This window comes from Hydrogenophaga sp., from assembly GCF_050250835.1.
In the GTDB taxonomy this organism is placed as follows: domain Bacteria; phylum Pseudomonadota; class Gammaproteobacteria; order Burkholderiales; family Burkholderiaceae_C; genus Hydrogenophaga.
Window position 1 is genome coordinate 99,962 of the sequence record NZ_JBFWNX010000012.1, and the last position, 22,966, is coordinate 122,927.

Genomic DNA, 22,966 nt, shown 5'->3' on the forward strand with positions numbered 1-22,966 from the left:
GATCAGCGAACGGTCGGGGTGGCGCCCACGGCAAAACGCGGGCTCACTTCAACACCCTTGCGCGCGGCTGCGTAGGCCGAGCCGCTGTCTTCACTGGTGATGGCAGCCACGCTGTCGCGCGAAGCCTGGTATTCGGCAAGGACTTGCTCGCGGGTCTTCTCGCTGCGGAAGTCGCGTGCAGGGTTGTAGGACGTCGACCAGGGGTTCACGCCGGCTTGCTTGAACTCCGCCAGTTCCGCCTGGACTTCAGCACGCGTGCGGGTGGAGGTGAAAGGGGTGTCGTCAATGCTGATGTCGCCGGCGAGCGAAGTGCCTGCAAATGCGCTGCCCGTGGTGGCGGCGATGGCGATCAGGGCGGCGATGGTGGACTTGCGGTTCATGTGATTTCTCCAAAGGTTCATGCGAAAGTGCATGGGGAGAAGTTTGAACTTCAAGGTGCCGGAGAAAAATCACTGGGCGGGGCATGCGGCATTGCAGCAATCGCAACAATGCGCGGCTTGAAGCCGCGACATTCGGCCCGAGCAGGGGAGTGCTTTCAGCTACTTCTTGACGGTGGTGGCGACGCGTGTCTTGCTGGAACTGCTGACCGCTTTGCCCTTGACTGGTTTGCGCTGGGCTGAAACGGTCTTGCGCTTGCTGGTGCTGGCTGCACGCTTCACGGGTTTTTTGCTGCTGCTCGCGCTGGCTGTTGCAGCTCGTTTGGGCAGCAGCAGTGTGATGCGCTGGCCTGCTTTCAGCGGCGCGTTCACGGCGAGCTTGTTCCAGTCTGCAACGCTCACAGCGCTCACACCATAGCGACGAGCCAGGCGGGCGACATTCTCGCCCTTTCTGGCACGCACCGTGGTCCGCGTGAGCACCACGTCAGGCTGCAAACTCAGGCGGGCGTTGTCCGCGACGTGCCCGGGCACATCGCCGTTGCGTTGCTCGGTGCGCGGCACGAGCAGGCTGGAGCCGGCACGCACCTGCATGCGAGGAGGAATGTTGTTGACACTTCGAAGCTCAGCCTCGCTCATGCCCACGCGCTTGGCGGCCTGGGCCACGGACATGGTGCTGGGCACGACCCAGGCGGTCCAGGTCGCGAGGGGACCGGTGTGTTTGGCGAGGTTGTCCTCGAAGACCACTGCGTTGTCCCAGGGCAGCAGGATATTGGGCGTGCCTGCCGCCATCACCATGGGCTGCTTCAACGAAGGATTGAGCACGCGGAAATCGGCCTCGCTGATGCCGGCCAGGCGCGAGATGACGGCCACGTCCATGTCGCGCTGGAGCGTGACGGTGTCGAAGAACGGGTGGTTGCCGATCAAGGGCAGCGTGGTGTTGTAGGCCTCGGGCCGGGCAATGATGTTTTTCACCGCCTGCAGCTTGGGCACGTACTGGCGCGTCTCGGCGGGCATGGTGAGGTCGGTGTAGGCCGTGGACTGGCCGAGGCGCTGGTTGCGGGTGATGGCGCGATTCACGTTGCCCTGGCCCCAGTTGTACGCGGCCAGCGCCAGGTGCCAGTCGCCAAATCGGGTGTGGAGCTGCTGCAGGTAGTCCAGCGCCGCGCGGGTGGAGGCCAGCACGTCGCGACGGTCGTCGCGGAAGACGTTCTGACGCAGGTCGAACGACTCGCCCGTGGCCGGCATGAACTGCCACATGCCGGCGGCCCGCGCGCTGGAGACCGCCTGAGGGTTGAACGCGCTCTCGATGAAGGGCAGCAGCGCGAGCTCCATGGGCATGTTGCGGCGCTCGATCTCCTCGACGATGTGAAACAGGTAGCGGCTGGAGCGCTCCGTCATGCGCTGGATGTAGTCCGGGCGGGTGGCGTACCACTGCTCGCGGTCTCGCACCAGGTCTCCCTCGAGGTCGGGCATGGCAAAGCCCCGGCGAATGCGGTCCCACAGATCGGCCGGCGCATCCAGGCTGGCCACACCTGGCAGCGAGGTGTCGGAGATGCCAATGGCGCTCAGGGGAATGTCGGCGGGCAAGCGGTACGAGGGCAGGGTCTTGGGTACAGGCGCAGTGGCCACTTCTGGCGGGTTCGGCGTCGTGGCGGGTGCGGGGGGCACGGTGGTGGCACAGCCGGAGAGCACAAGGAACAGTGCGACGCCGGCGGTGTTGAGCCAGCGGCGCGAGATCCTGGACAGCGAGAAGGGGGTCATCAGAAAACGTTCTTCCATTCCCGAAGCGTGGCGAAGACCGTCACGGCGTCGGTGGGTTGGCCCGGCGAGCGCGCTCGGGCGGATCGCACCACCTCGTCCTGGTCGGTGCGCAGGAAGGGGTTGATGCGTTTCTCCAGGCCAATGGAGCTGGGCAGTGTGGGAAAGTTCTGCGCGCGCAGCGCCTGACAGTGCAGTTGGTAGGCAGCGAGGTCCGCATTGTGTGGCTCCACCGCCATGGCGAAACGCAGGTTCGACAGGGTGTATTCGTGCGTGCAGCACACCTGGGTGTCCTCGGGCAGCGCGGCCAGGCGGGTCAAGGAATCCAGCATCTGTGCAGGCGTGCCTTCGAACAGGCGGCCGCAGCCCCCCGAGAACAGCGTGTCGCCGCAAAACAGAAGTGGCGCCCCGGGGAAGTCTGCGGCGTGATAGGCGATGTGCCCGGCGGTGTGGCCAGGAACTTCCAGCACCTCGAAACGCAGGCCGAGGGCATGCACCTCGTCACCTGCACTCACGCGCTGCAGTGGCTCGGGCATGCGCTCTCGCGCCGGCCCGATCACGCGCGCACCGGTCGCCTCGCGCAAAGCCGCCACGCCGCCGGTGTGGTCGGGGTGGTGGTGGGTGATGAGAATGGTGTCGAGCTGCAGGCCCTCGCTGGCCAGCCATTGCGCCACCCCGTCGGATTCGCCCGGATCCACCACCAGGGCGCGCTGTTCGTGGTGCAGTGCCCAGATGTAGTTGTCGCTGAAAGCCGGGATCGGGGTGAGCTGCATGGAGCGGATTCGGGGTGAGGGCGTGTAGAGTGCGGGCTGGCCGTTGCGGCGTCCCGCAGTGTCGCAGACTTCCACACGAGACTGCACCCCGCTTTACACACCATGACCGAAAAAATTATAGGGTTGACCGAGTGGTTCGGGACCGCACCGGGCCAGTACTTGCTTGATTGGGAACAGGCCCAGTTCGACCTGGCTGCGGCCGATCTCTTCGGGTACAACGCGCTGCAACTCGGTTTGCCCGAGCTCGATGCCTTGCGCAACAACCGCATGCCGCACCGCTGGCTCGCCCTGCCCGAAGTGCTGCCGCCACAGCCAGTGTCCGCAGACGGTACACCGGGTGGCGAGGGTGCTGCGCGCGCTGCGCTGATCACGGACGCGGCGGCGCTCCCGTTTCCAGCCGCCTGCCTCGACCTGGTGGTGTTACCCCACACGCTGGAATTCAGCGCCGACCCGCACCATGTGCTGCGCGAGGTGGAGCGCGTGCTCGTGCCTGAAGGGCGGGTGGTGATCTCGGGATTCAATCCGGCCAGCCTGTGGGGCTTTCGGCAGGGCCGCAGCCGGTTCTGGGAGCGCGTGGGTTTTCAGTCGACGGGTGGCTCCGACCTCTATCTGCCCGACGCGGGCGAGTTCATCGGCCCCTGGCGCTTGCGCGACTGGCTGCGCCTGCTGAGCTTTGACCTGGAGTCGGATCGGTACGGCTGCTACCGTCCGGCCGTACGCACCGACAAGTGGCTCCAGCGCACGGCCTGGCTCGATCGGGCGGGCGCACGGTGGTGGCCCATTTTTGGCGCGGTTTACTTCGTGGTGGCGGTCAAGCGCGTGCGAGGCATGAGACTGCTGGGCCCGGCGTGGAAACCGCGGCGGGCAGCGGCGGCCGCGCCAGTTCGGGTGGCCAGCCGGCATTGACGTCACGGGGCAGAACTTTCCGGCTTTACGCCGTCTTTACATTTTTCGAAGAGGAGTTGTTTTGAATCACGTGGTGATCTACACCGATGGTGCCTGCAAAGGCAATCCAGGCCCAGGCGGCTGGGGGGTCTATCTCAAGTCGGACGGGTTTGAAAAAGAGCTCTGGGGCGGCGAGCGCATCACGACCAACAACCGCATGGAACTCACCGCGGTGATCGAGGCACTCGGGGCCCTGAAACGGCCCTGCCGGGTCTCGCTGTACCTCGACAGCGAGTACGTCCGCAAAGGCATCACCGAGTGGATCCATGGCTGGAAACGCAAGGGCTGGATCACCGCCGCCAAGCAGCCGGTGAAGAACGCCGAACTCTGGCAAAAGCTCGACGCCCTCGTGCATGGCGGTGTGCACCAGATTGAGTGGCACTGGGTCAAAGGACACGCCGGCGATCCGGGCAACGAGCGCGCCGACGCCTTGGCCAACCGGGGTGTTCCGGTGTGAGATATGACCGACCAACGGGTCGGAAAGCGGAACTTCTGGGCACCCGTTTTGCTCAGCACTGCTACATTTCTTGTCTTTGACTTGTCAACATCTGCTCCACGGCTGTTGACCCATTCCCCCGGGCAAATTCATCCATGGCGAACAGAGCGCTGTATGTGTTGGTGGCTGTGGCCGGCATTGGCCTGGCTTCCGGTGCGGGCTGGTGGTTTCAGAACCGGGCCGCCAGCGGGGCCACCCAGGGTGCTCCTGCGCCGGTGCCCTCTGGCCGTGGCACCGCAGGCGCACCCAGCGTGGAAGTGGCGAAAGTCAAGACCATGCCTCTGCAGGACGATGCCCAGGCGGTGGGCTCGCTCAAGTCGCGCCAGAGCGTGACCATCAAGCCTGAGACCGCCGGTCGCGTGGCTCGCATCGCCTTCTCCGATGGTGCCCGGGTGCGTCGAGGACAGGTGCTGGTGCAGTTGGACGACACCTTGCAACGCGCCGAGCTCAGCCAGGCGCAGGCGCAGCTTTCGATCGCGCGTGCCAACCTCAAGCGCAACCAGGAACTGGTGGCCCAGAATTTTGTGGCGCAGCGTGTGGTGGACGAAAGCCAGGCAAACCTTCAAGTGGCCGAGGCCCAGGTGGCGCTGGCCGAAGCGCGCTTGCAGCGCATGCGCATTGCTGCGCCCTTCGACGGCACGCTGGGCCTTCGCAGCATCAACCTCGGACAGTACGTGGGCGTGGGCGACGCGATGGTCAACCTGGAAGACACATCCCAGCTCACGGTGGATTTCCGCCTGCCCGAGCGCTACCAGAGCCGCATTGCGCCGGGACAGGGCGTTCAGGTGCAGCTGGACGCCTTGCCAGGCAAGAACTTCGAAGCCAAGGTGCTGGCGGTCGATCCGCTGCTCGATGCAAATGGCCGCTCCATTTCTGTGCGTGCCGCCATGCCGCGCACGTCGAACGATGACCTGCGCCCTGGCATGTTCGCCCGAGTGCTCATCGTGTTCTCTGTGAACGATGGCGCGCTCGTTGTGCCCGAAGAAGCCATGGTGCCGCAGGCGGGCAAGCAGTTTGTCTATGTCATCGAGGAACAGGGGCAGGGCGATGCGAAGAAGCTGGTGTCACGCCGTGTCGAGGTGGAGCTCGGCGTGCGTCGCGGGTCCAACGTGCAGGTGGTCAAGGGCCTACCGGTGGGTGCCACGGTGGTGGTGGCTGGCCAGCAGCGCCTGCAACGCGATGGCACCGTGGTGAAGGTGGTGGACATGGCTCGCGTCGGACAGGCGGTTCCTGCCGCTGCCAAGCCCGCCCCCTGAACGTGAATCTGCTCAGGAGTCCTTGTGCAGCTGCCTGAAATCTCCATTCGGCGCCCGGTGTTCGCATCGGTGCTGTCCATGCTCATCCTGCTTGTGGGCATCGTTTCTTTCAACGGTCTCACGGTGCGCGAATATCCGCGCATCGACGAGCCCACGGTGACCGTCACCACGCGATTCGGCGGAGCCTCCAGCGAGGTCATTGAATCTCAGGTCACCAAGGTGCTGGAAGATTCGCTGGCCGGTATCGAGGGGGTGGACATCATCACCTCCATCAGTCGCCAGGAGCAGAGCCAGATCACCGTGCGCTTCAAGCTGGAGCGCGACCCCGATTCCGCTGCCGCCGACGTGCGCGACAAAGTCAGCCGGGTGCGCCAGCGCCTGCCCGACGACGTGGACGAGCCGACCATCGCCAAAGTGGAGGCCGACGCCTCGCCGGTGATCTGGCTTGCGCTCAACTCCGACACCATTTCCCCTCTGGAGCTCAGTGACCTCGCCAACCGGTTGATCAAGCCCCGCTTGCAGACCGCGCCCGGCGCGGCCGACGTGCGGGTGTGGGGCGAGCGCCGCTACTCCATGCGGATCTGGCTTGACCCCGATCGTCTTGCCGCCTACAGCCTCACCGTGCAGGACGTGGAAGACGCGCTGCGCCGCTCCAACCTGGAGGTGCCGGCCGGCCGCATCGAGAGCTCGCTTCGCGAGTTCAACGTGACCGCCGCCACTGACGTGCAGACGCCCGAACAGTTCCGCGCCATCGGTATTCGCACCGTCAACGGGCAGACCATCCGCATCAGCGACGTGGCGCGCGTGGAGCAGGCGCCGCAGGATGAGCGCACCTCCGTTCGCTACAACGGACGCGACGCCATTTCCCTGGGCGTGATCCGCCAGGCCACTGCGAACCCGCTGGAGCTGTCTGCTGCCGTGCAGGAAATGCTGCCTCGCATTTCCGAAGAACTGCCCGAAGGCGTGAGCATCGAGGTGGCCAATGACAACTCGATCTTCATCGACCGGTCCATCAAGGCGGTTTACACCACGATTGCGGAAGCAGCGGTGCTGGTGGCGCTGGTCATCTTTGTGTTCCTGCGCACGCTCAGAGCCTCTGTCATCCCGCTGATCACCATTCCGGTGAGCCTGATCGGCTCGTTCGCCCTGATGGCCCTGTTCGGCTTTTCGATCAACACCCTCACCCTGCTGGCGCTGGTGTTGGCCATTGGTCTCGTGGTGGACGATGCCATCGTCATGCTGGAGAACATCTACCGGCACATCGAGGAAGGCATGAAGCCGTTCGATGCCGCGATCAAGGGCGCCAGGGAGATCGGTTTTGCCATTGTCGCCATGACACTCACGCTTGCAGCGGTATACGCGCCGCTGGCGTTCACGCCCGGCCGCACCGGCCGGCTTTTTGCCGAATTCGCGCTGGCGCTGGCGGGTGCCGTGGTGGTCTCGGGCTTCGTCGCACTCACGCTCTCGCCCATGATGTGCTCCAAGCTGCTGCGCCATGTGGACAAGCCCAGCCGCTTCGACGGCTTCATGGAACGGGTGCTGACTCGCGTGAACAACGGCTACGACCGCACGCTTGGCCGCTCGCTCTCCGTGCGCTGGCTGGTGGTGGCGGTCATGCTCGGCAGTGCCGCCGGCAGCTGGTGGTTGCTGCAGACCACGCGTTCCGAGCTCGCTCCCATGGAAGACCGTGGCGTGGTGCTGGCCAGCATCAATGGCCCCGATGGCGCCACGCTGGCCTACACACGGCGCTACGCGGAGGCGATCGAGAAGATGGCGATGCAGCAGCCCGAGTTCGACCGCATCTTCACGATCGTGGGCAGCCCGTCGGTGGCCCAGGGCAGCGTGGTGATGCGCGGCAAGGCCTGGGAGGAACGCGACCGCACCACCATGGAGATCGCAGCAAAAATGGCGCCGGGCATGGCGGGCCTGCCCGGCATCAGCGCCTTTCCGATCACGCCACCTTCTCTGGGCCAGGGCTTCCGAGAACGCCCGGTGAACTTCATCATCGTCACCAGCGACAGTTACGAGAACCTGTCTGCAGCGGTGCGCAAGTTTCAGGACCGAATGGCGCAGAACCCGGGGCTCATTCAGGTGGACACCGACCTGCGACTGAACAAGCCGGAGATCCGCATGGACGTGGACCGCGAGCGTGCGGCCGACATGGGTGTGAGCGTGGAGAACATCGCACGCACGGTGGAAACCATGCTGGGTGGGCGCATTGTCACCCGCTACAAGCGAGATGGCGAGCAGTACGACGTGGTGGTGCAGACCGTCTCGGCCAACCGCAGTACACCGGAAGACATCGACCGCCTGTTCGTGCGCGGCCGGGGCGACGCCATGATTCCACTGGGCTCGCTCGTGACCACGCGCGAGGTGGTGGTGCCCCGAGAGCTGAACCACTTCGGCCAGCGCCGCAGTGCGTCCATCACGGCCAACATCGCACCCAGTTATTCGCTGGGCGAGGCTTTGACCTTCATGGAGCAGACAGCGGCTGAAGTGCTGCCCGCCGGCTATGCGACCGATCTCAACGGCCAGAGCCGCGAGTTCCGCAATTCCTCGGGCTCGCTGGCGCTGGTGTTCGTGCTCTCGCTGCTGTTCATTTACCTGGTGCTCTCTGCCCAGTTCGAAAGCTTCGTCGATCCGCTGATCATCATGCTCTCGGTGCCACTGTCGATGCTGGGCGCCTTGCTCGCGCTCAAGCTGACGGGAGGCACGCTCAACGTGTTCAGCCAGATCGGACTGATCACGCTGGTCGGCCTGATCACGAAACACGGCATCCTGATCGTGGAGTTTTCCAATCAGCTTCGAGAGCAGGGCCTGGAGAAGTTCGAGGCTGTCAAACGGGCCGCAGGCTTGCGTCTGCGCCCCATCATGATGACCACGGGCGCCATGGTGCTCGGCGCCTTGCCGCTGGCTCTGGCCACTGGCGCGGGTGCTGAAAGTCGTCAGCAGATCGGCTGGGTGATCGTCGGTGGCATGTCGGTGGGGACGTTGCTCACCATCTTCGTGGTACCGACCATGTACACGCTGCTGTCGCGCCGCAAGACACGCAAGCCCTCGGAGAAACCAGTGCTGGAAGAGCCTGCTGGCGCCATCCCCGCCAAGTAGAGTGTTCCGGCGCCGGGCCGCCCCAAGCCGGATCAGCCCCCTCGGGGGGGCAGCGACCCGCGCAGCGGCGGAGCGTGGGGGCCGGGGCCAGCCGCCGGGCCGCCCCAAGGCAGGCCCAGCCCCCTCGGGGGGCAGCGACCCGCGCAGCGGCGGAGCGTGGGGGCAACGAGAGCGGGCCAGCCGCCGGGCCGCCCCAAGGCAGGCCCAGCCCTCTCGGGGGGGCCGCGACCCGCGCAGCGGCGGAGCGTGGGGGCCAGGGGCCAGCCGCCGGGCCGCCCCAAGGCAGGCCCAGCCCCCTCGGGGGGCAGCGACCCGCGCAGCGGCGGAGCGTGGGGGCCGGGGCCAGCCGCCGGGCCGCCCCAAGGCAGGCCCAGCCCCCTTGGGGGGGCAGCGACCCGCGCAGCGGCGGAGCGTGGGGGCCAGGGGCCAGCCGCCGGGCCGCTCCCAAGGCAGGCCCAGCCCCCTCGGGGGGCAGCGACCCGCGCAGCGGCGGAGCGTGGGGGCCTTTAAACCACGCCGTCGAACATCATCACGTCGACCGTGTCACCCACAGCCACGTTGCCCTGCTCATGGTGCAGCACGATCAGGCCGTTCGCCTGAACCATGGAGCTCAACACGCCGGAACCCTGGTTGCCGGTGATGCGAACGCTCAATTGGCCATCGGCCTCGCGCGCAACGATGCCTCGCTGGTACTCGGTGCGGCCGGGCTTCTTGCGCAGGGCTTCTGCGCTGCGGGCCTGGAGCAGCACAGGCTCGGCGGGCGTGCCGCCCATGAGCTTGTGGAGGGCAGGGCGCACAAACGCGAGGAAAGTGACCATGACGGCCACCGGATTTCCGGGCAGTCCGAAGAGCAGCGAGGATCTGCTGCCTTCCTGGATGCGTCCCACCGCCATCGGCCTCCCGGGTCGCATCGCGATGCGCCAGAACGCCACGTCGCCCAGCTGTTTCATCATGGCCTTGGTGTGGTCGGCCTCGCCCATGCTGACTCCGCCGCTGGTGATGATGGCGTCGGCTTGAGATGCGGCGTTGCGGAATGCGGCTTCCAGCAGGTCCGGCTGGTCGCCCACCACGCCCATGTCGATCACCTCGACGCCCATGCGGGTCAGCAGGCCGAATACGGTGTAACGGTTGCTGTCGTAAACCGCGCCTTCGCGCGGCGCCTCGCCCAGGCTCAGAATCTCGTCACCGGTGGAGAAGTAGGCCACGCGCACACGGCGAAACACACGCACCGTGGCCAGGCCCACGCTGGCGATCAGGCCAAGCGCGGCGGGCCCCAGCGTTTGCCCCCGGCGCAACGCAGGCTGTCCAGCCATCAGGTCTTCGCCGAGCAGGCGGCGGTTGTCGCCGGCACTCACCACGCCGGGAGGCAATTCGATGTGCTCGCCGTCGATGCGCACGAACTCCAGTGGCACCACCGTGTCGAGTCCTGCCGGCATGATCGCGCCGGTCATGATCTTCACGCAGCCGCTGTCTCCCACCTCTGCGTTCCAGGCTTTGCCAGCAAAGGCGGTGCCGGCAACGTGCAGGCGAAGCGGCCCGCTGTTCCGGAGTAGCCGGCTGTCCAGGGCATATCCGTCCATGGCCGAGTTGTCGTGCGGCGGCACGCTGACGGGCGAGATCACGTCTTCTGCCAGTACGCGGCCCAAGGCATCGAATACGCCCACGTCTTCTGTCTGCGTGACAGGTTCGACCAGTCGGGAGAGAAAAGTGTTGACGCCAGCCGCGCTCAGCGCCTTGGGGTCGTAGCCCTGCAATTCGGCGGCGATCTGCTCGATGGATTTCATGGGGACAACTGGGAGGAAAGTCTCAGCCCTTTTCCAGCGCGTGCAGCTCGGCCAGGGTGTTGGTGTTGTAGAACGCGCGCGGATCGTCGCCAGGTTGGTCAAAGGCCACCACCACGGTGCGATGCCGGGCGGTCCATTGGTCGATCTTGCGGCCGCCCTCCTGGGTAAAGGCCACCAGGCTTTCGAGCAGCTCTCGGCGCATCAGACAGAACACCGGCTGAGGACGCAACTGGCCGTCTTCTTCAAGGGCAGCGGCCATGGCGATCTCGGTGTGCTCATCGACAAAGGCTTGCGCGAGCCGTTCGGCCAGGTCCAGCGGGAACAGAGGCGTGTCGCAGGGCACGGTGAGCAGGTAGGGCGATTCGCAGCGCTCCAGGCCGGTCATGAATCCAGCCAGCGGACCGGCGTAGTCGGTCAGCGTGTCGGGCCAGACCGGCACGCCAAAGGCCTCATAGGCGGCCAGGTTGCGGTTGGCGTTGATCATCTGCTCGCTCAACAGCCGGCCCTGCTGCATCTGCAGGCGCAGCAAGGTGTGCAGCGCCAGGGGGGTGCCGTTGAAGTTCTGCAGGCCCTTGTCGACCCCGCCCATGCGCGAGCCGCGCCCGCCTGCGAGCACGATGCCGGTGATGTCGTTTGAATGAATCATGGTGAGGAGCCAGGCGAGCTGGAGCCTGGGAGGGTGATTGTCATCCGCCGATGTAGCTCATCTCGACGCGGCGTTTGCCGGTGGCGTTGTCTTGAGGCAGGCTCGCTCGCAGTTCGGAATACCGGTCGCTGCGCCCCTGCCAGATGGCGGCCATCGCGCTGGCGAGTTGCTCGTCGGTGGCGCCGCCTCGAATCAGGTGGCGCAGATCGTGTCCCTGGCTGGCAAACAGGCACAGGTAGAGCTGTCCTTCGGTGGAGAGGCGGGCGCGGTTGCAGTCCCGGCAGAAGGCCTGGGTGACGCTGCTGATCACGCCGATCTCGCCGCTGCCGTCCGCATAGCCCCAGCGCTCGGCGGTTTCGCCCGGTGCCGACGGCTCCAGTTGCACCAGGGGGAGCTCCCGGTGAATGCGCTGGATCACTTCGCGGCTGGGCAGCACCTCATCCATGCGCCAGCCGTTGGTGGCGCCTACGTCCATGTATTCGATGAAGCGCAGCACGATGCCGCTGCCCTGGAAGTGGCGCGCCATGGGCAGGATTTCGTGGTCATTGGTGCCGCGCTTGACCACCATGTTGACTTTGATCGGTCCCAGCCCGGCTGCCCGCGCAGCCTCGATGCCCTGCAGCACGTCGGCCACGGGAAAGTCCACGTCGTTCATGGCCCGAAAGATGGTGTCGTCCAGCCCGTCCAGGCTCACGGTGACGCGCTGCAGGCCGGCGGCCTTGAGCGCAGCGGCCTTGCGCGCGAGCAGCGAGCCGTTGGTGGTGAGCGTGATGTCCAGCGGCTGGCCTTCCACCGTGCGCAGCGCAGCGAGCTGCCCGATCAGGATCTCGAGGTTCTTGCGCAGCAGCGGCTCGCCACCAGTCAGGCGGATCTTCTGCACACCATGCGCCACGAACTGACGCGCCACACGCGTGATTTCCTCGAATGTCAACAGCGAACTGTGCGGCAGGTATGGGTAGTCCTTGTCGAAGATGTCCTTGGGCATGCAGTAGCTGCAGCGGAAGTTGCAGCGGTCGGTCACGCTGATGCGCAGATCGCGCAGCGGACGCCCCAGCGCATCACTGAGCAGGCCGGAGGTCGCAATGGGTTGTGCGGGGATGGTCACGGCTTGCGTGACCAGACGCTGGTCGATCAAGGGGATGACGCGTTCGGACATGCGCCAATTATGGGCGAGGGTACCGGGTAGCGCATGGGGACCCCGCGCCGTCCCGGGTGGGCGTGCGGGCATGCCGCTCCTGCGCAGGTCGAGCGGCTTCAGGCGGGCTCAGGCCGTCCCACCTGGGTGAACTGGGCGCTGTTGTCGCGCAACCATGCTTCCGAAAGCCCGCTGCTCTGCTGGGCGGGGTGAAAGTCTTCGCGGAAATAGGCCCGCCAAGGCCTGAAGCAGGTGCGCAGCAGGCCCCGGCGACCGAGCATGTGCCGCGCGGCGCTGCGCCAGGTGCTCCAGCGCCACAGGGTGCCATCGCGCCGCAGGTTGTTCACCGTCTGGCGCAGCGCGTCGGTGAGGAACACCAGCGTGATGCGCCTCATCCACGTCACGCGCCAGGCGTGGCTGCCACCCAGGGCCTGGTAGAGATCGAAGGCCGTGCACTTGTGCTCGGCTTCTTCCGCGCTGTGCCACAGCCAGAGGGTCTTCAGGCGAGGTTCGCAGCCGTCGAGCACCTGGTGATGCGACAGCATCCACTCGGCAAAAAGGGCGGTGAAATGCTCGTTGGCGGCGGTGATGGCCAGGCTGTGGCGAGGGTCGGTGCCCTCCAGCAGCTTCATGCGCTCATCTGCCCGCGGTGCCCATTCGTTGACCAGGTCGTGCTTCTCGATCTGTGCATTGAACAGCGCGTGAATGCGGCGGTGTGTCGCCTCCTGGCCAATGAAGCCTTGCACCTCGTCGCGCAGCGCGGCCTGTTTTTCCTGCGGGAGCGCCTTGAGTCCGTTGCGCACGGAGTCAATGAAGAACTGCTCGCCGACGGGAAAACTCATGGACAGCGCGTTGAACCACGCGGTGAGGAAGGCGTCGCCAGAGCACCAGTGGCGCTGCACCGGCTGTCCGAGGTCGATGAGGAGGCGGCGGACGACGAGTTCGGTCATGGCGGTTCGTGATGTTGCAAGAAATGGTACGAGTCAGTACCAGCGTCGGCATGGTGCCGCTTGTGGGCAAGACTGTCAAGCCAGGCCCTAAGATGACGCCTCATGAGAACCCGGGAAACGCCCTTCAGCCCCACGCATTCCGACCACCAGGGCCGGCTGCTGCAAGCCATGGCGAACGTGGCCGCCAGCCAGGGTCTGGCGGCCGCCTCGATCGCTGCCGTGGTGGCCGAGGCTGGGGTGTCCAAGCGCACCTTCTACGAGCACTTCTCGGGCAAGGACGACTGCTTCCTGGCTCTGTACCGCGCGGCCAGTGGTTCGGCGCTGCGCACCCTGCGCGAGGCGGTGGACCCGACCCAGCCCTGGCAGCACCAGGTGGAACGGGCGCTGGGGGCTTACCTCGCGCACCTGGCAGCAGGGCCCGAACTGGTCCGCATGCTGTTCGTCGAGATTCACCACCTCGGCTCGGCGGGCGCGGAAGTGCGCCGCGAAGTGATGCAGGCCCTGGCTGATTTCATGCTGGAGACGATCCGTGACCGGTCGGCGTTCAGCCCTGACATGGCGATGGCAGCGGTCGGCGGCATCCATGAACTGGTGCTGCAGGCCATCGAACGGGGAGAGGCCGCCCAGCTCGAAGGTCTCACGCCCGGCGCCAGCAAGGTGGTGCGCCTGCTGGCGGGCGCGGACAAAGAAAACGAAAACGGCCTGCCGAAGCAGGCCGTTTGAACCTTCGCGTTGGCTGATCAGGCCGCCAGGGGAAGCAGCGGCACGATCAGGAGGGCCACGATGTTGATGATCTTGATCAACGGGTTCACCGCCGGGCCAGCTGTGTCCTTGTAGGGGTCGCCCACGGTGTCACCCGTGACGGCCGCCTTGTGGGCTTCGCTGCCCTTGCCGCCGTGGTGGCCGTCTTCGATGTACTTCTTGGCGTTGTCCCAGGCACCACCGCCGGTGCACATGGAGATGGCCACGAACAGGCCGGTGACGATGGTGCCCATGAGCAGGCCACCCAGCGCCTTGGGCCCGAGGAACACGCCCACCAGGATCGGGACCACCACCGGCAGCAGCGAGGGGATCACCATCTCCTTGATGGCCGCCGTGGTCAGCATGTCCACCGCCTTGCCGTACTCGGGCTTGGCCGTGCCTTCCATGATGCCCGGAATTTCCTTGAACTGGCGACGGACTTCCACCACCACCGAGCCCGCGGCGCGGCCAACGGCCTCCATGGCCATGGCGCCAAACAGGTAGGGAATCATGCCGCCGATGAACAGGCCGACGATCACCATCGGATCGCTCAAGTCAAACTTGATCTGGTGGCCGTAGGTTTCCAGCTTGTGGGTGTAGTCGGCAAACAGCACCAGCGCGGCCAGGCCGGCGGAACCGATGGCGTAGCCCTTGGTCACGGCCTTGGTGGTGTTGCCCACGGCATCCAGCGGGTCGGTCACGTCGCGCACGCTGCTGGGCAGCTCGGCCATTTCAGCAATGCCGCCGGCGTTGTCGGTGATGGGACCGTAGGCGTCCAGCGCGACCACAATGCCAGCCATGCTGAGCATGGCGGTGGCAGCCACGGCAATGCCGTAAAGGCCAGCCAGCGTGTAAGAGGCCACGATGCCCACGCAGACGAACAGCACAGGCCAGGCGGTGGAGCGCATGGACACGCCCAGGCCGGCAATGATGTTGGTGCCGTGGCCGGTGGTGGAGGCCTGAGCGATGTGCTTGACTGGCGAGTACTGCGTGCCGGTGTAGAACTCGGTGATCCAGACCAGCACGGCGGTGAGCACCAGACCCACGGCGCAGGCGCCGAACAGGCGCAGCTGGCTGCCAGTGGCGGTGATGGCGTTGTCCGGCATGATCCAGGCGGTCACGAACCAGAAGGCGACCAGTGAGAGCACGCCGGCAATGGCCAGGCCCTTGTAGAGGGCGGGCATCACGTTCTTCATGCCCGGGCTGGCCTTGACGAAGAAACAGCCGACGATGGACGCCAGGATGGACACGCCGCCAAGCACCAGCGGGTACAACACCGCCTGCATTGGCGCGGCAGCCACCATCAGGGCGCCGAGCACCATGGTGGCGATCAACGTCACCGCGTAGGTCTCGAACAGGTCGGCGGCCATACCGGCGCAATCACCCACGTTGTCACCGACGTTGTCGGCAATCACCGCAGGGTTGCGCGGATCGTCTTCGGGGATGCCCGCTTCCACTTTGCCCACCAGGTCGGCGCCCACGTCGGCGCCTTTGGTGAAGATGCCGCCCCCCAGCCGCGCGAAGATGGAAATCAGGGAGGAGCCGAAGGCAAAGCCGATCAGCGGGTTGAGCAGGTTGGCCAGGTTCTTGTCGGGCGTGAGGTTGCCGTTGCCCACCAGGAACCAGAAGAAGCCGGCCACGCCCAGGAGGCCCAGGCCCACCACCAGCATGCCGGTGATGGCGCCGCCGCGAAAGGCGACGTCCAGTGCCGGGCCGATGCCCTTGGTGGCGGCCTGCGCGGTGCGCACGTTGGCCCGCACCGAGATGTTCATGCCAATGAATCCGCAGGCACCTGAGAGCACCGCGCCCAGCACGAAGCCGATGGCGGTGGTGGCGCCCAGGAAGAAGCCAATGAGTAGGGTGATGACCACGCCCACGATGGCGATGGTCTTGTACTGCCGGGCCAGGTAGGCGGCGGCGCCGGTCTGGATCGCTCCGGCAATCTCCTGCATGCGGGCGTTGCCCGCGTCTTGCGAAAGGATCCAGCTGCGAGACCAGAAACCGTAGATGACGGCCACCAGCCCGCAGGCCAGCGCAAATATCAGCGCACTTTGTCCAACCATGAAAGACTCCTGCTTGTTTCGACTGTTCGACTTGGAGGGGGCAACGCCTCCGGGGCTGCCCCCGCTGCGTTGCTTCCTCGCTGCCGGTCGCGCTGCGGTGAGCAGCGTGCAAACAGGGCGATTGGCCAACGCGTCGAATTTAGCCTCAATCCGCTGCAATGCACCCATTCGGGGCCAGGAAGTCAGCCTGGAATCAGTAAAATCAGGGTAAATCCTAGGCAGCCGGCTCGCTTTGCGCGACGTTCCGGCTGTCAGGCGGCCATCCACGCGGGTGGCGTGCTACCGTTTTCAACCAACCTCCCCCTCGAACATGTCCCTCGACAACGTCACCCCTGGCAAGAACGTTCCGGATTCCTTCAATGTGATCATCGAAATCCCGATGAACGCCGATCCCATCAAATACGAGGTGGACAAGGAAACCGGCGCGATCTTCGTGGACCGCTTCATGAGCACGGCGATGCACTACCCGACCAACTACGGCTACGTGCCCAAGACGATCTCGGGCGATGGCGATCCGGTGGACGTGCTGGTGATCACGCCCGTGCCGCTGATCCCCGGCGTGGTCGTACCATGCCGCGCGATTGGCATTCTGAAGATGCAGGACGAGGCCGGCGAGGACGGCAAGGTTCTGGCGGTGCCGATCGACAAGATTCTTTCGATCTACACCCAGTGGCAGAAACCGGAAGACCTCAACCCGATGCGCCTGAACACCATCCAGCACTTTTTCGAGCACTACAAAGACCTGGAGCCAGGCAAGTGGGTCAAGGTGCTGGGCTGGGAAGGCAAGGAAGCCGCGCACCAGGAGATCCTGGACGGCATTGCCAACTACGAACGCTCGCAGAAGGGCTGAAAGTCAGCCGGCGGCGGGCCCCAGGTCGCCGCCCAGATCGCCTCGGTACTCGATCTTGCCGCGCACCCGGGCACGCGGGTGCATGTCGATCAGCTCGTCGTAGCTGGCGTCTCCCAGGAGGGTGGCAGATCCGGTGATCTCCAGCGCCTTGCGCGCAATCACCGTACCGGTCACCTTGCCCTCAATGAACACGTAGTCCGCTTCCAGTCGGGTGTTCTCGATCACGCCCGTGGCGCCCACGTGCAGCGTGCCACCCGTCTCGAAGCTGATGTTGCCATTGAGGTGGCCGTCCACCTTGATGCCCTGGTCCCGGCTCGACTGGAAATGGCCCTCGAATGCCGAACCCTCGGCAATCAGGCTGGTGATGGCATTCAGGCGTTCGCTGGGCACGAGCCGTGACGGGGTCGGTTGAGGGGTCATGGGTTCAGGGCTCCTGTCGAGTCGGTCGGGGTTCGGTGGATGGCGGCGGTGCCATGTGCGCGGCGGGCTGGGCCGGCACGACGGTGAAACGGGGTGCGCGCTGGCCGGCCTGTGACAGGTGTGCCACCCACGCGACCACCGCAACCGCCATGACCAGCACCAGCAGGAGTGCCAGTCCATAGCGCCAGAACGCCCAGGCGATCCAGCGCACGGCAACGCGGCGGCGGCCCACCCGGCGGTCGCGCACCCAGCTGGCGCGCAACGCCGCCTGGCGCAGCGCCTCGGCGTCGGGTGGACCAGCGCGTGAAGGCGAGGGGTCGAGCGGCACTGGGCGACTTCACAGCTGACCGGGGGGGAGCGCGCGTTCGAGCGTGGCGTTGAGGTCGGCGCCATTGACCTGGATGCGCCCGTAGCGAATGATGCCCTGCACCCGGGCGGTGTCGTGCAGAGATACCTCGCCCTGCCCGGCGTCCAGGATGCCGTCGGTCTGGCCCATGACGGAAATCTTCACGGCGGTGATGTCGCCTTTCACGCGTCCGCTCTCCGTGACCACCACCGCTGCCTCGCAACCCGGCGCTTGCGAAAGATTGCCTTCCACCACGCCGGCAATGCTGCAGGGTCCGCGCAGCCGGGCATGACCCGTGAATTGCATGCCCTCGGCGACCATGCTGCGGGAGGGCAGCCCTTCGATGGCGTCGGTCAATACCACCGGCTGCACCTGGGGTGGACCACCCGGTTGCGTGGCGGGCAGCGTGTTGCCGACCAGCACTTGCAGGGCGGGCCCATTTGAGGCGGGCGGGTTGGGTGCATAGGCCGAACCGTCCGGGGCGTAGTCGGGAACTGTGTAGGAATCGTTCATGTCGGTGCGGGTGCGGTGGGAGAAGCGGGCCTCAGGACCGGTCCTTCAGGACGGGAAGGTTGCCGCCGAGTTTGAGCGTCTTGAACGGGCCTTGCAAGCTGGCTCCTTCATAGAGTTGCAGCCGGCGCGCCAGCAGGGTGCCGGTGGACACGCCGGTCTTGGACACGTAGGCCATGCCGTGGCATTCCAGGCTGGTGTCATGTGGGCTGCCGCCTGTGGCGCCCAACTGGCCGAAAAGGTACAGATCGTCGTCCACCTGCACGCGCCCGCGCACCACGCCACCGGTCCAGATGATCAGGCGGCCGCGCACCCGGATGTTGCCTGCGATGGCGCCTTGCACCAGCAAGCCGCCCTCAAACTCGAGATCGCCGCTGAGCACGCTGCCGGCAGCCACCCGGTTGATCACGACCATCGCGATCGGATCAATGGTGAGCGTGTCCTGCGGGGCTCTTGCTTCCATGATCAGGTGCCGATGTGAAGGCCGCCGAGCGAGGCGCCCCAGATGAGGGCCGAGAACAGCAGGCAAAGGATGCCGACGATCGCTATCCACAGGGCGTGTCGCTCCAGCCTTCGCCGCCAGACGCCAGGGCGCCGACGGGGTCTGCCTGTGTCCGAGCTGCCATGCCCCAGCAGCACCCATTCCTGCCAGCGCACGCTCAATTGCGCCTGACCGCTGGCCAGATGCACGTCGAGTCCTTGATCGGCCAGACGCTGCGGCGCCAGCTGGTTGCCGAGCAGCACCGACAGGGGCGGCCCCACGATCGTCTGGGTGAAGAAGGCGTCCGTGTCGTCCATCCGGCCTAGTTTATAGAAGCCGGGTCGCGCTTGAGCGGGTTGCGCAGCGCCAGATGGTCCAGGTACTGCCCGATCCCCTGGCCTTCGCGTTCCAGGAACCGCTGCACGGCGTCGGCGAACGAGGGGTGGGCGAGCCAGTGCGCACTGGTGGTGGCCACTGGCAACAAGGCACGTGCCATCTTGTGTTCACCCTGCGCGCCGCCTTCGAAACGCAAGCAGCCGTGAGCGATGCACCAGGCCAGGGGCTGGTAGTAGCACGCCTCGAAGTGCAGGCAGTCCACGCGCTCCAGTGCGCCCCAGTAACGACCATAGGCCACGCGGCGTTCGGGGTCGATGCCGATCAGGCTGCTGGCCATGGGCCGCCTCTCGCGCTCGGCGATGAACAGCAGCCAGTTCTCAGGCATCGACTGCGCCATGCGCTGGAAGAAATCGCGGTTGAGGTAGGGCGCGTTGCCGTGCTCAAGGTAGGTGCGCTCGTAGCACCGGTAGAAAAAATTCCAGTCCTCTGGCGAAATGTCGGCTCCGCGCGAGAAGCGAAAGGTCACGCCCGCGTCCGCCACCTTGCGCCGCTCCTGGCGGATCTTCTTGCGTTTTTCCTGCTGGAGGCTGGTCAGAAAGTGTTCGAAGTCCTGGAATGGGCCGCCACCGGGGTGCTCATTGGTCCAGTGGAACTGCACGGTGTGGCGCAGCATGAGGCCGGCACGCTCGGCCGCTGCCACGTCATGCGTTTGCGTGAACAGCAGGTGCAGCGACGACAGATGCTCATCCTTCGCGTGTTCGATGAGCGCGCGCACCAGAGCGTTGCGCGCGCTGTCGTCATGCGCCAGCAGGCGCGCACCGGGTACAGGCGTGAAAGGCACAGCCACCAGGGCCTTGGGGTAGTACGCCAGTCCGTGCTGCTCATAGGCATTTGCCCAGGCCCAGTCGAAGACGTACTCGCCGTAGGAGTGGTTCTTCAGGTACATGGGGCAGGCGGCATGGAGCTCGTGGCCGCGCCACAGTGTCACGAAACGGGGTTGCCAACCTGCGCCCTCGCGAGCGCAGCCGCTGTCGTGCAAGGCGACGAGGTATTCATGGCGCATGAAGGGGCTGGGGTCGGCCTCGCGCTGCAGCAGCGCGTTCCACTGCCCACGGTCGACGTCTACCGGCGAGGAAAAAACCCGGGTGACATAATCGTTTTCAGGCAAGCAACGCTCCCACCCGCCGCGATTTCGCGGCACGTCCAGCCAGATTCCCACACCCCATGACTCTCTCCATTTGCGTGGCCCAGCTCAACTTCGTGGTGGGCGACATGGCGGGCAACGCCCGGAAAATCATCGACGCAGCACACCAGGCTCACGCACGCGGCGTGCGTTTGCTGCTCACGCCCGAGCTGGCCATTTGCGGCTATGCGGCAGAAGACCTGTTCCTTCGTCCGGCTTTCGTCGATGCCTGTGATGATGCCCTCAAAACCGTGGTGCGAGAGACCGCCGGCCTCAAAGGCCTGCACATCGTGGTGGGTCATCCATCCCGGCCTCAGGAGCCCGGTGGGCAACGGCGCGAACGCAGCGTGTCGGTGGCCCGTTTGCACAACGCGGCCAGCGTGGCGTGTGAAGGCCGCATCACCCACACCTACGCCAAGCGCGAGCTGCCCAACTACCAGGTGTTCGACGAGCGGCGTTACTTCGTGCCAGGTCAGGCCGCTTGCGTCTTCGACGTGGCCGGAGACGACGGCCGACCGGTGCGCGCGGGCCTTCTGATCTGCGAGGACGCCTGGTTCGATGCGCCTGCAGCGGCCTGCCAGGCTGCCGGGGCCGACTTGCTGATCGTCATCAATGCCTCACCGTTCCATGCCGGCAAGGGCGGGGAACGCGAAGACACCATGCGCGAACGGGTTCAGGCAACCCGCCTCCCCCTGGTGTATGCCCATCTGGTCGGTGGGCAGGACGAAATCGTATTCGAGGGCCGCAGCTTTGTCCTGGGTGCCGACGGCGCGCTGGCCGGTCGGGCAGTGAGCTTCGAGGAGACGCTTTTCGAGGCGACCTTCACCCGGCAGGGGGCGGGTTGGCAGATCACCGCCGACACCGACCGTGCCCATAGCCCTGAAGCCGATCTGTGGCATGCCCTGGTGCTGGGTGTGCGGGACTACCTGGGCAAGAACGGGTTTCCAGGCGCCATCCTCGGCCTTTCGGGTGGCATCGACTCGGCACTGGTGCTGGCCATCGCGGTCGATGCGCTGGGCAAGGACCGGGTGCGCACGGTGATGATGCCGTCGCCCTACACGGCCGACATTTCCTGGATCGACGCCCGTGACATGGCTGCGCGGCTGGGTGTGCGTTACGACGAAATTGCCATTGCCCCGCAGTTCGAGGCCTTCAAGGCCAGTCTGGCCCAGGAGTTCGCGGGACTGCCCGAAGACACCACCGAAGAGAACCTGCAGGCGCGAATTCGGGGCACGCTGCTCATGGCCTTGTCCAACAAGTTCGGCAGCATTGTGCTGACCACCGGCAACAAGAGCGAGATGGCCACTGGTTATTGCACGCTGTACGGCGACATGGCCGGCGGCTTCGCGGTTATCAAGGACGTGGCCAAGACCATGGTTTTCAAACTCGCGCGCTGGCGCAATGCGCACGACCCTTATGGCACGGGCCCGAACCCGATCCCGGAACGCATCATCACGCGACCGCCCAGTGCCGAGCTGCGGCCCGACCAGAAGGACCAGGACAGCCTGCCCGAGTACCCGGTACTTGACGCCATCATTGAGCGCTACATGGAAAACGACCAGAGCCCCGAGAGCATCGTGGCGGCGGGCTTTGAGCGCGCCGACGTGGACAAGGTGGTTCGTCTGATCCGCATCAACGAGTACAAGCGCCGTCAGGCGCCGGTAGGCATCCGTGTGACGCACCGCAGCTTCGGCAAGGACTGGCGCTACCCGATCACCAGCAAGTACAGGGCCTAAAGTTCCAGCACCGCACGCATTTCGCCCACCTCGATACCGGCGGCGTTCTTGAGGGGCGGGGGTATGAGGCTGGCCAGCGCCGCGCGGCTCTGGTCATCCAGCCAGCCCAGTTGTTCCAGCGCGGACACGAAGGCGACCATCAATGGTGCCAGTTGCCCGTCGCTCACTTTGGCGGCGATGCCGATGCCTCGGCTGAAACTGGCCAGCGCCTGAACGCCGTCGGCCCCCACCTTGCTCACCCAGTCTCCGCGCCCGGCGCGCATCAGGGCGAGGTCGTTGCGCCCCTGGCCGCTGACCAGCTCCGGGTACCGGCTCATGGCGCGGGCGATGCGCTGTGGCGCCAGGCCGTAGACCGGATCAGGGCCGGCGAGCGTGAGGCGCGCGAATCCGTGGGCCAGCGCCTGCAGAGGCAAGGCATAGTTGGGGGCACTGCAGCCGTCGGTGCCAAGCACGAGGTCAGTGGTGGGCACCCCGGTGAAATGGGCAATGCTTTGGGCGATCTCCCGTTGCACAGGGTGCGACAGGTCCAGGTAGTCCGACAGCGGTGCGCCGAGCGCATCGGCCAGCAGCAGCATGCCAGTGTGCTTGCCCGAGCAGTTGTGGTGCAGGCGCGAAAAGCGCATCCCGGGAGCCGGCGTCGCTCCGGTGGCGCCGTAGAAGAAGGGCACGTGGGTGCCGCAGGCCAGGTCCGCTTCGCTCGCGCCGATGCGAGCCAGCAGCGATGCAGCCCGTTCCACATGCATCGGTTCGCCGCTGTGGCTGGCGCACAGCAACGCCACGTCGGCGTCGTCCAGGTGAAAGTGATCAGCTGCATGCGCGATGAGCGGCATGGCCTGGAAAGGCTTGAGCGCCGAGCGGGTGAACAGGGCCGCATGCACATCGCCCACGCTGGCCAGCAGCTCCCCCTGTGTGTTCACGACTGCCAGGGAACCGTGGTGGATGTTTTCCGGGTGGCCGCCACGGAATGCCACGGTGATGGGCGCGTGCGTGGGCAATGAAATGGAAGGCATGCGTGGTCTCTTTCGGGCAATGTCCGAGTGTAGGAACTGTGGTGGGTGCGTTGGGCATAATC

The 22,966-nt window shown here is 65.9% G+C and carries 22 protein-coding genes; 7 read left to right on the plus strand and 15 right to left on the minus strand.

Annotation, left to right across the window (positions count from 1 at the left end):
• Positions 1-2: 2 nt before the first annotated feature.
• The 3 genes from AB7F11_RS15425 to gloB all read right to left on the minus strand — a co-directional run bounded on the left by AB7F11_RS15425 (position 3) and on the right by gloB (position 2,908).
• The gene (locus tag AB7F11_RS15425; RefSeq protein ID WP_428300098.1) at positions 3-380 is read right to left on the minus strand and encodes a DUF4148 domain-containing protein; all 378 of its coding nucleotides are present in this window, start codon (positions 378-380) and stop codon (positions 3-5) included.
• Positions 381-539: 159 nt separating this feature from the next.
• Positions 540-2,138, minus strand: a complete 1,599-nt coding sequence (locus AB7F11_RS15430; RefSeq protein ID WP_428289541.1) for a transglycosylase SLT domain-containing protein — start codon at positions 2,136-2,138, stop codon at positions 540-542.
• Positions 2,138-2,908, minus strand: a complete 771-nt coding sequence (gene gloB / locus AB7F11_RS15435; RefSeq protein WP_428289540.1) for a hydroxyacylglutathione hydrolase — start codon at positions 2,906-2,908, stop codon at positions 2,138-2,140. Before gloB ends, AB7F11_RS15430 begins: the two co-directional genes overlap by 1 nt.
• Before the next feature lie 102 nt (positions 2,909-3,010).
• Here gloB and AB7F11_RS15440 point away from each other — a divergent pair, with 102 nt between their 5' ends.
• The 4 genes from AB7F11_RS15440 to AB7F11_RS15455 all read left to right on the plus strand — a co-directional run bounded on the left by AB7F11_RS15440 (position 3,011) and on the right by AB7F11_RS15455 (position 8,713).
• Complete coding sequence (locus tag AB7F11_RS15440) at positions 3,011-3,814, plus strand: class I SAM-dependent methyltransferase (RefSeq protein WP_428289539.1); 804 nt, start codon at positions 3,011-3,013, stop codon at positions 3,812-3,814.
• Positions 3,815-3,875: 61 nt separating this feature from the next.
• Positions 3,876-4,310, plus strand: coding sequence for a ribonuclease HI (gene rnhA / locus AB7F11_RS15445; RefSeq protein ID WP_428289538.1), 435 nt, complete (start codon positions 3,876-3,878; stop codon positions 4,308-4,310).
• A gap of 134 nt (positions 4,311-4,444) precedes the next feature.
• A complete protein-coding gene (locus AB7F11_RS15450) occupies positions 4,445-5,605 on the plus strand; it encodes an efflux RND transporter periplasmic adaptor subunit (RefSeq protein WP_428289537.1) in 1,161 nt (386 codons plus the stop codon).
• A 24-nt stretch (positions 5,606-5,629) separates the two neighbouring features.
• Complete coding sequence (locus AB7F11_RS15455; RefSeq protein ID WP_428289536.1) at positions 5,630-8,713, plus strand: efflux RND transporter permease subunit; 3,084 nt, start codon at positions 5,630-5,632, stop codon at positions 8,711-8,713.
• Between the two features lie 506 nt (positions 8,714-9,219).
• On the opposite strand, the gene moeA is transcribed toward AB7F11_RS15455, so the two are convergent.
• From moeA to AB7F11_RS15475, 4 genes are all read right to left on the minus strand, one after another.
• The gene (gene moeA / locus AB7F11_RS15460; RefSeq protein ID WP_428300099.1) at positions 9,220-10,497 is read right to left on the minus strand and encodes a molybdopterin molybdotransferase MoeA; all 1,278 of its coding nucleotides are present in this window, start codon (positions 10,495-10,497) and stop codon (positions 9,220-9,222) included.
• Positions 10,498-10,519: 22 nt separating this feature from the next.
• Positions 10,520-11,143: a molybdenum cofactor guanylyltransferase MobA gene (mobA, locus tag AB7F11_RS15465; RefSeq protein ID WP_428289534.1), complete on the minus strand. Its 624-nt coding sequence runs from the start codon at positions 11,141-11,143 to the stop codon at positions 10,520-10,522.
• A gap of 40 nt (positions 11,144-11,183) precedes the next feature.
• Positions 11,184-12,299, minus strand: coding sequence for a GTP 3',8-cyclase MoaA (gene moaA / locus AB7F11_RS15470; RefSeq protein ID WP_428289533.1), 1,116 nt, complete (start codon positions 12,297-12,299; stop codon positions 11,184-11,186).
• Positions 12,300-12,397: 98 nt separating this feature from the next.
• Positions 12,398-13,228, minus strand: coding sequence for a metal-dependent hydrolase (locus tag AB7F11_RS15475; protein WP_428289532.1), 831 nt, complete (start codon positions 13,226-13,228; stop codon positions 12,398-12,400).
• Positions 13,229-13,330: 102 nt separating this feature from the next.
• On the opposite strand from AB7F11_RS15475, the gene AB7F11_RS15480 reads away from it, so the two are divergent.
• Positions 13,331-13,951 carry a TetR/AcrR family transcriptional regulator gene (locus tag AB7F11_RS15480; protein WP_428289531.1) on the plus strand — a complete coding sequence of 207 codons (621 nt, stop codon included), beginning with the start codon at positions 13,331-13,333 and terminating at the stop codon, positions 13,949-13,951.
• A gap of 17 nt (positions 13,952-13,968) precedes the next feature.
• Here AB7F11_RS15480 and AB7F11_RS15485 read toward each other — a convergent pair whose 3' ends face one another.
• A complete protein-coding gene (locus tag AB7F11_RS15485) occupies positions 13,969-16,032 on the minus strand; it encodes a sodium-translocating pyrophosphatase (RefSeq protein WP_428289530.1) in 2,064 nt (687 codons plus the stop codon).
• A gap of 310 nt (positions 16,033-16,342) precedes the next feature.
• Between AB7F11_RS15485 and ppa the strand changes: the two genes are divergently transcribed.
• Positions 16,343-16,882, plus strand: a complete 540-nt coding sequence (gene ppa, locus AB7F11_RS15490) for an inorganic diphosphatase (RefSeq protein ID WP_428289529.1) — start codon at positions 16,343-16,345, stop codon at positions 16,880-16,882.
• A gap of 3 nt (positions 16,883-16,885) precedes the next feature.
• On the opposite strand, the gene AB7F11_RS15495 is transcribed toward ppa, so the two are convergent.
• The 6 genes from AB7F11_RS15495 to AB7F11_RS15520 are packed head-to-tail and all read right to left on the minus strand — an operon-like array spanning position 16,886 to position 20,143.
• Positions 16,886-17,302 (minus strand): bactofilin family protein, encoded by a 417-nt coding sequence (locus AB7F11_RS15495; RefSeq protein WP_428289528.1) that lies wholly within the window; start codon positions 17,300-17,302, stop codon positions 16,886-16,888.
• A gap of 4 nt (positions 17,303-17,306) precedes the next feature.
• The gene (locus AB7F11_RS15500; protein ID WP_428289527.1) at positions 17,307-17,630 is read right to left on the minus strand and encodes a hypothetical protein; all 324 of its coding nucleotides are present in this window, start codon (positions 17,628-17,630) and stop codon (positions 17,307-17,309) included.
• Positions 17,631-17,639: 9 nt separating this feature from the next.
• Positions 17,640-18,161, minus strand: coding sequence for a bactofilin family protein (locus AB7F11_RS15505; RefSeq protein WP_428289526.1), 522 nt, complete (start codon positions 18,159-18,161; stop codon positions 17,640-17,642).
• A gap of 31 nt (positions 18,162-18,192) precedes the next feature.
• The gene (locus AB7F11_RS15510) at positions 18,193-18,621 is read right to left on the minus strand and encodes a bactofilin family protein (protein ID WP_428289525.1); all 429 of its coding nucleotides are present in this window, start codon (positions 18,619-18,621) and stop codon (positions 18,193-18,195) included.
• A gap of 2 nt (positions 18,622-18,623) precedes the next feature.
• Positions 18,624-18,956, minus strand: coding sequence for a hypothetical protein (locus tag AB7F11_RS15515; RefSeq protein ID WP_428289524.1), 333 nt, complete (start codon positions 18,954-18,956; stop codon positions 18,624-18,626).
• A gap of 5 nt (positions 18,957-18,961) precedes the next feature.
• Positions 18,962-20,143, minus strand: coding sequence for a GNAT family N-acetyltransferase (locus AB7F11_RS15520; RefSeq protein WP_428289523.1), 1,182 nt, complete (start codon positions 20,141-20,143; stop codon positions 18,962-18,964).
• A 56-nt stretch (positions 20,144-20,199) separates the two neighbouring features.
• On the opposite strand from AB7F11_RS15520, the gene AB7F11_RS15525 reads away from it, so the two are divergent.
• Positions 20,200-21,894 carry an NAD+ synthase gene (locus AB7F11_RS15525; protein WP_428289522.1) on the plus strand — a complete coding sequence of 565 codons (1,695 nt, stop codon included), beginning with the start codon at positions 20,200-20,202 and terminating at the stop codon, positions 21,892-21,894.
• On the opposite strand, the gene AB7F11_RS15530 is transcribed toward AB7F11_RS15525, so the two are convergent.
• Positions 21,891-22,904, minus strand: a complete 1,014-nt coding sequence (locus AB7F11_RS15530; protein WP_428289521.1) for an asparaginase — start codon at positions 22,902-22,904, stop codon at positions 21,891-21,893. The two genes, AB7F11_RS15525 and AB7F11_RS15530, sit on opposite strands and share 4 nt — an antisense overlap.
• Between the last annotated feature and the right edge of the window lie 62 nt (positions 22,905-22,966).

Excerpts from the sequence above, each read along its gene's own strand:
- gloB (WP_428289540.1), bottom strand. The coding sequence starts at position 2,908 with ATGCAGCTCACCCCGATCCCGGCTTTCAGCGACAACTACATCTGGGCA.
- mobA (WP_428289534.1), bottom strand. The coding sequence starts at position 11,143 with ATGATTCATTCAAACGACATCACCGGCATCGTGCTCGCAGGCGGGCGC.
- AB7F11_RS15425 (WP_428300098.1), bottom strand. The coding sequence starts at position 380 with ATGAACCGCAAGTCCACCATCGCCGCCCTGATCGCCATCGCCGCCACC.
- AB7F11_RS15495 (WP_428289528.1), bottom strand. The coding sequence starts at position 17,302 with ATGACCCCTCAACCGACCCCGTCACGGCTCGTGCCCAGCGAACGCCTG.
- moaA (WP_428289533.1), bottom strand. The coding sequence starts at position 12,299 with ATGTCCGAACGCGTCATCCCCTTGATCGACCAGCGTCTGGTCACGCAA.
- AB7F11_RS15485 (WP_428289530.1), bottom strand. The coding sequence starts at position 16,032 with ATGGTTGGACAAAGTGCGCTGATATTTGCGCTGGCCTGCGGGCTGGTG.
- AB7F11_RS15515 (WP_428289524.1), bottom strand. The coding sequence starts at position 18,956 with ATGGACGACACGGACGCCTTCTTCACCCAGACGATCGTGGGGCCGCCC.
- AB7F11_RS15480 (WP_428289531.1), top strand. The coding sequence starts at position 13,331 with ATGAGAACCCGGGAAACGCCCTTCAGCCCCACGCATTCCGACCACCAG.
- AB7F11_RS15440 (WP_428289539.1), top strand. The coding sequence starts at position 3,011 with ATGACCGAAAAAATTATAGGGTTGACCGAGTGGTTCGGGACCGCACCG.
- AB7F11_RS15505 (WP_428289526.1), bottom strand. The coding sequence starts at position 18,161 with ATGAACGATTCCTACACAGTTCCCGACTACGCCCCGGACGGTTCGGCC.
- AB7F11_RS15475 (WP_428289532.1), bottom strand. The coding sequence starts at position 13,228 with ATGACCGAACTCGTCGTCCGCCGCCTCCTCATCGACCTCGGACAGCCG.
- AB7F11_RS15450 (WP_428289537.1), top strand. The coding sequence starts at position 4,445 with ATGGCGAACAGAGCGCTGTATGTGTTGGTGGCTGTGGCCGGCATTGGC.
- moeA (WP_428300099.1), bottom strand. The coding sequence starts at position 10,497 with ATGAAATCCATCGAGCAGATCGCCGCCGAATTGCAGGGCTACGACCCC.
- AB7F11_RS15530 (WP_428289521.1), bottom strand. The coding sequence starts at position 22,904 with ATGCCTTCCATTTCATTGCCCACGCACGCGCCCATCACCGTGGCATTC.
- AB7F11_RS15430 (WP_428289541.1), bottom strand. The coding sequence starts at position 2,138 with ATGACCCCCTTCTCGCTGTCCAGGATCTCGCGCCGCTGGCTCAACACC.
- ppa (WP_428289529.1), top strand. The coding sequence starts at position 16,343 with ATGTCCCTCGACAACGTCACCCCTGGCAAGAACGTTCCGGATTCCTTC.
- AB7F11_RS15525 (WP_428289522.1), top strand. The coding sequence starts at position 20,200 with ATGACTCTCTCCATTTGCGTGGCCCAGCTCAACTTCGTGGTGGGCGAC.
- AB7F11_RS15510 (WP_428289525.1), bottom strand. The coding sequence starts at position 18,621 with ATGGAAGCAAGAGCCCCGCAGGACACGCTCACCATTGATCCGATCGCG.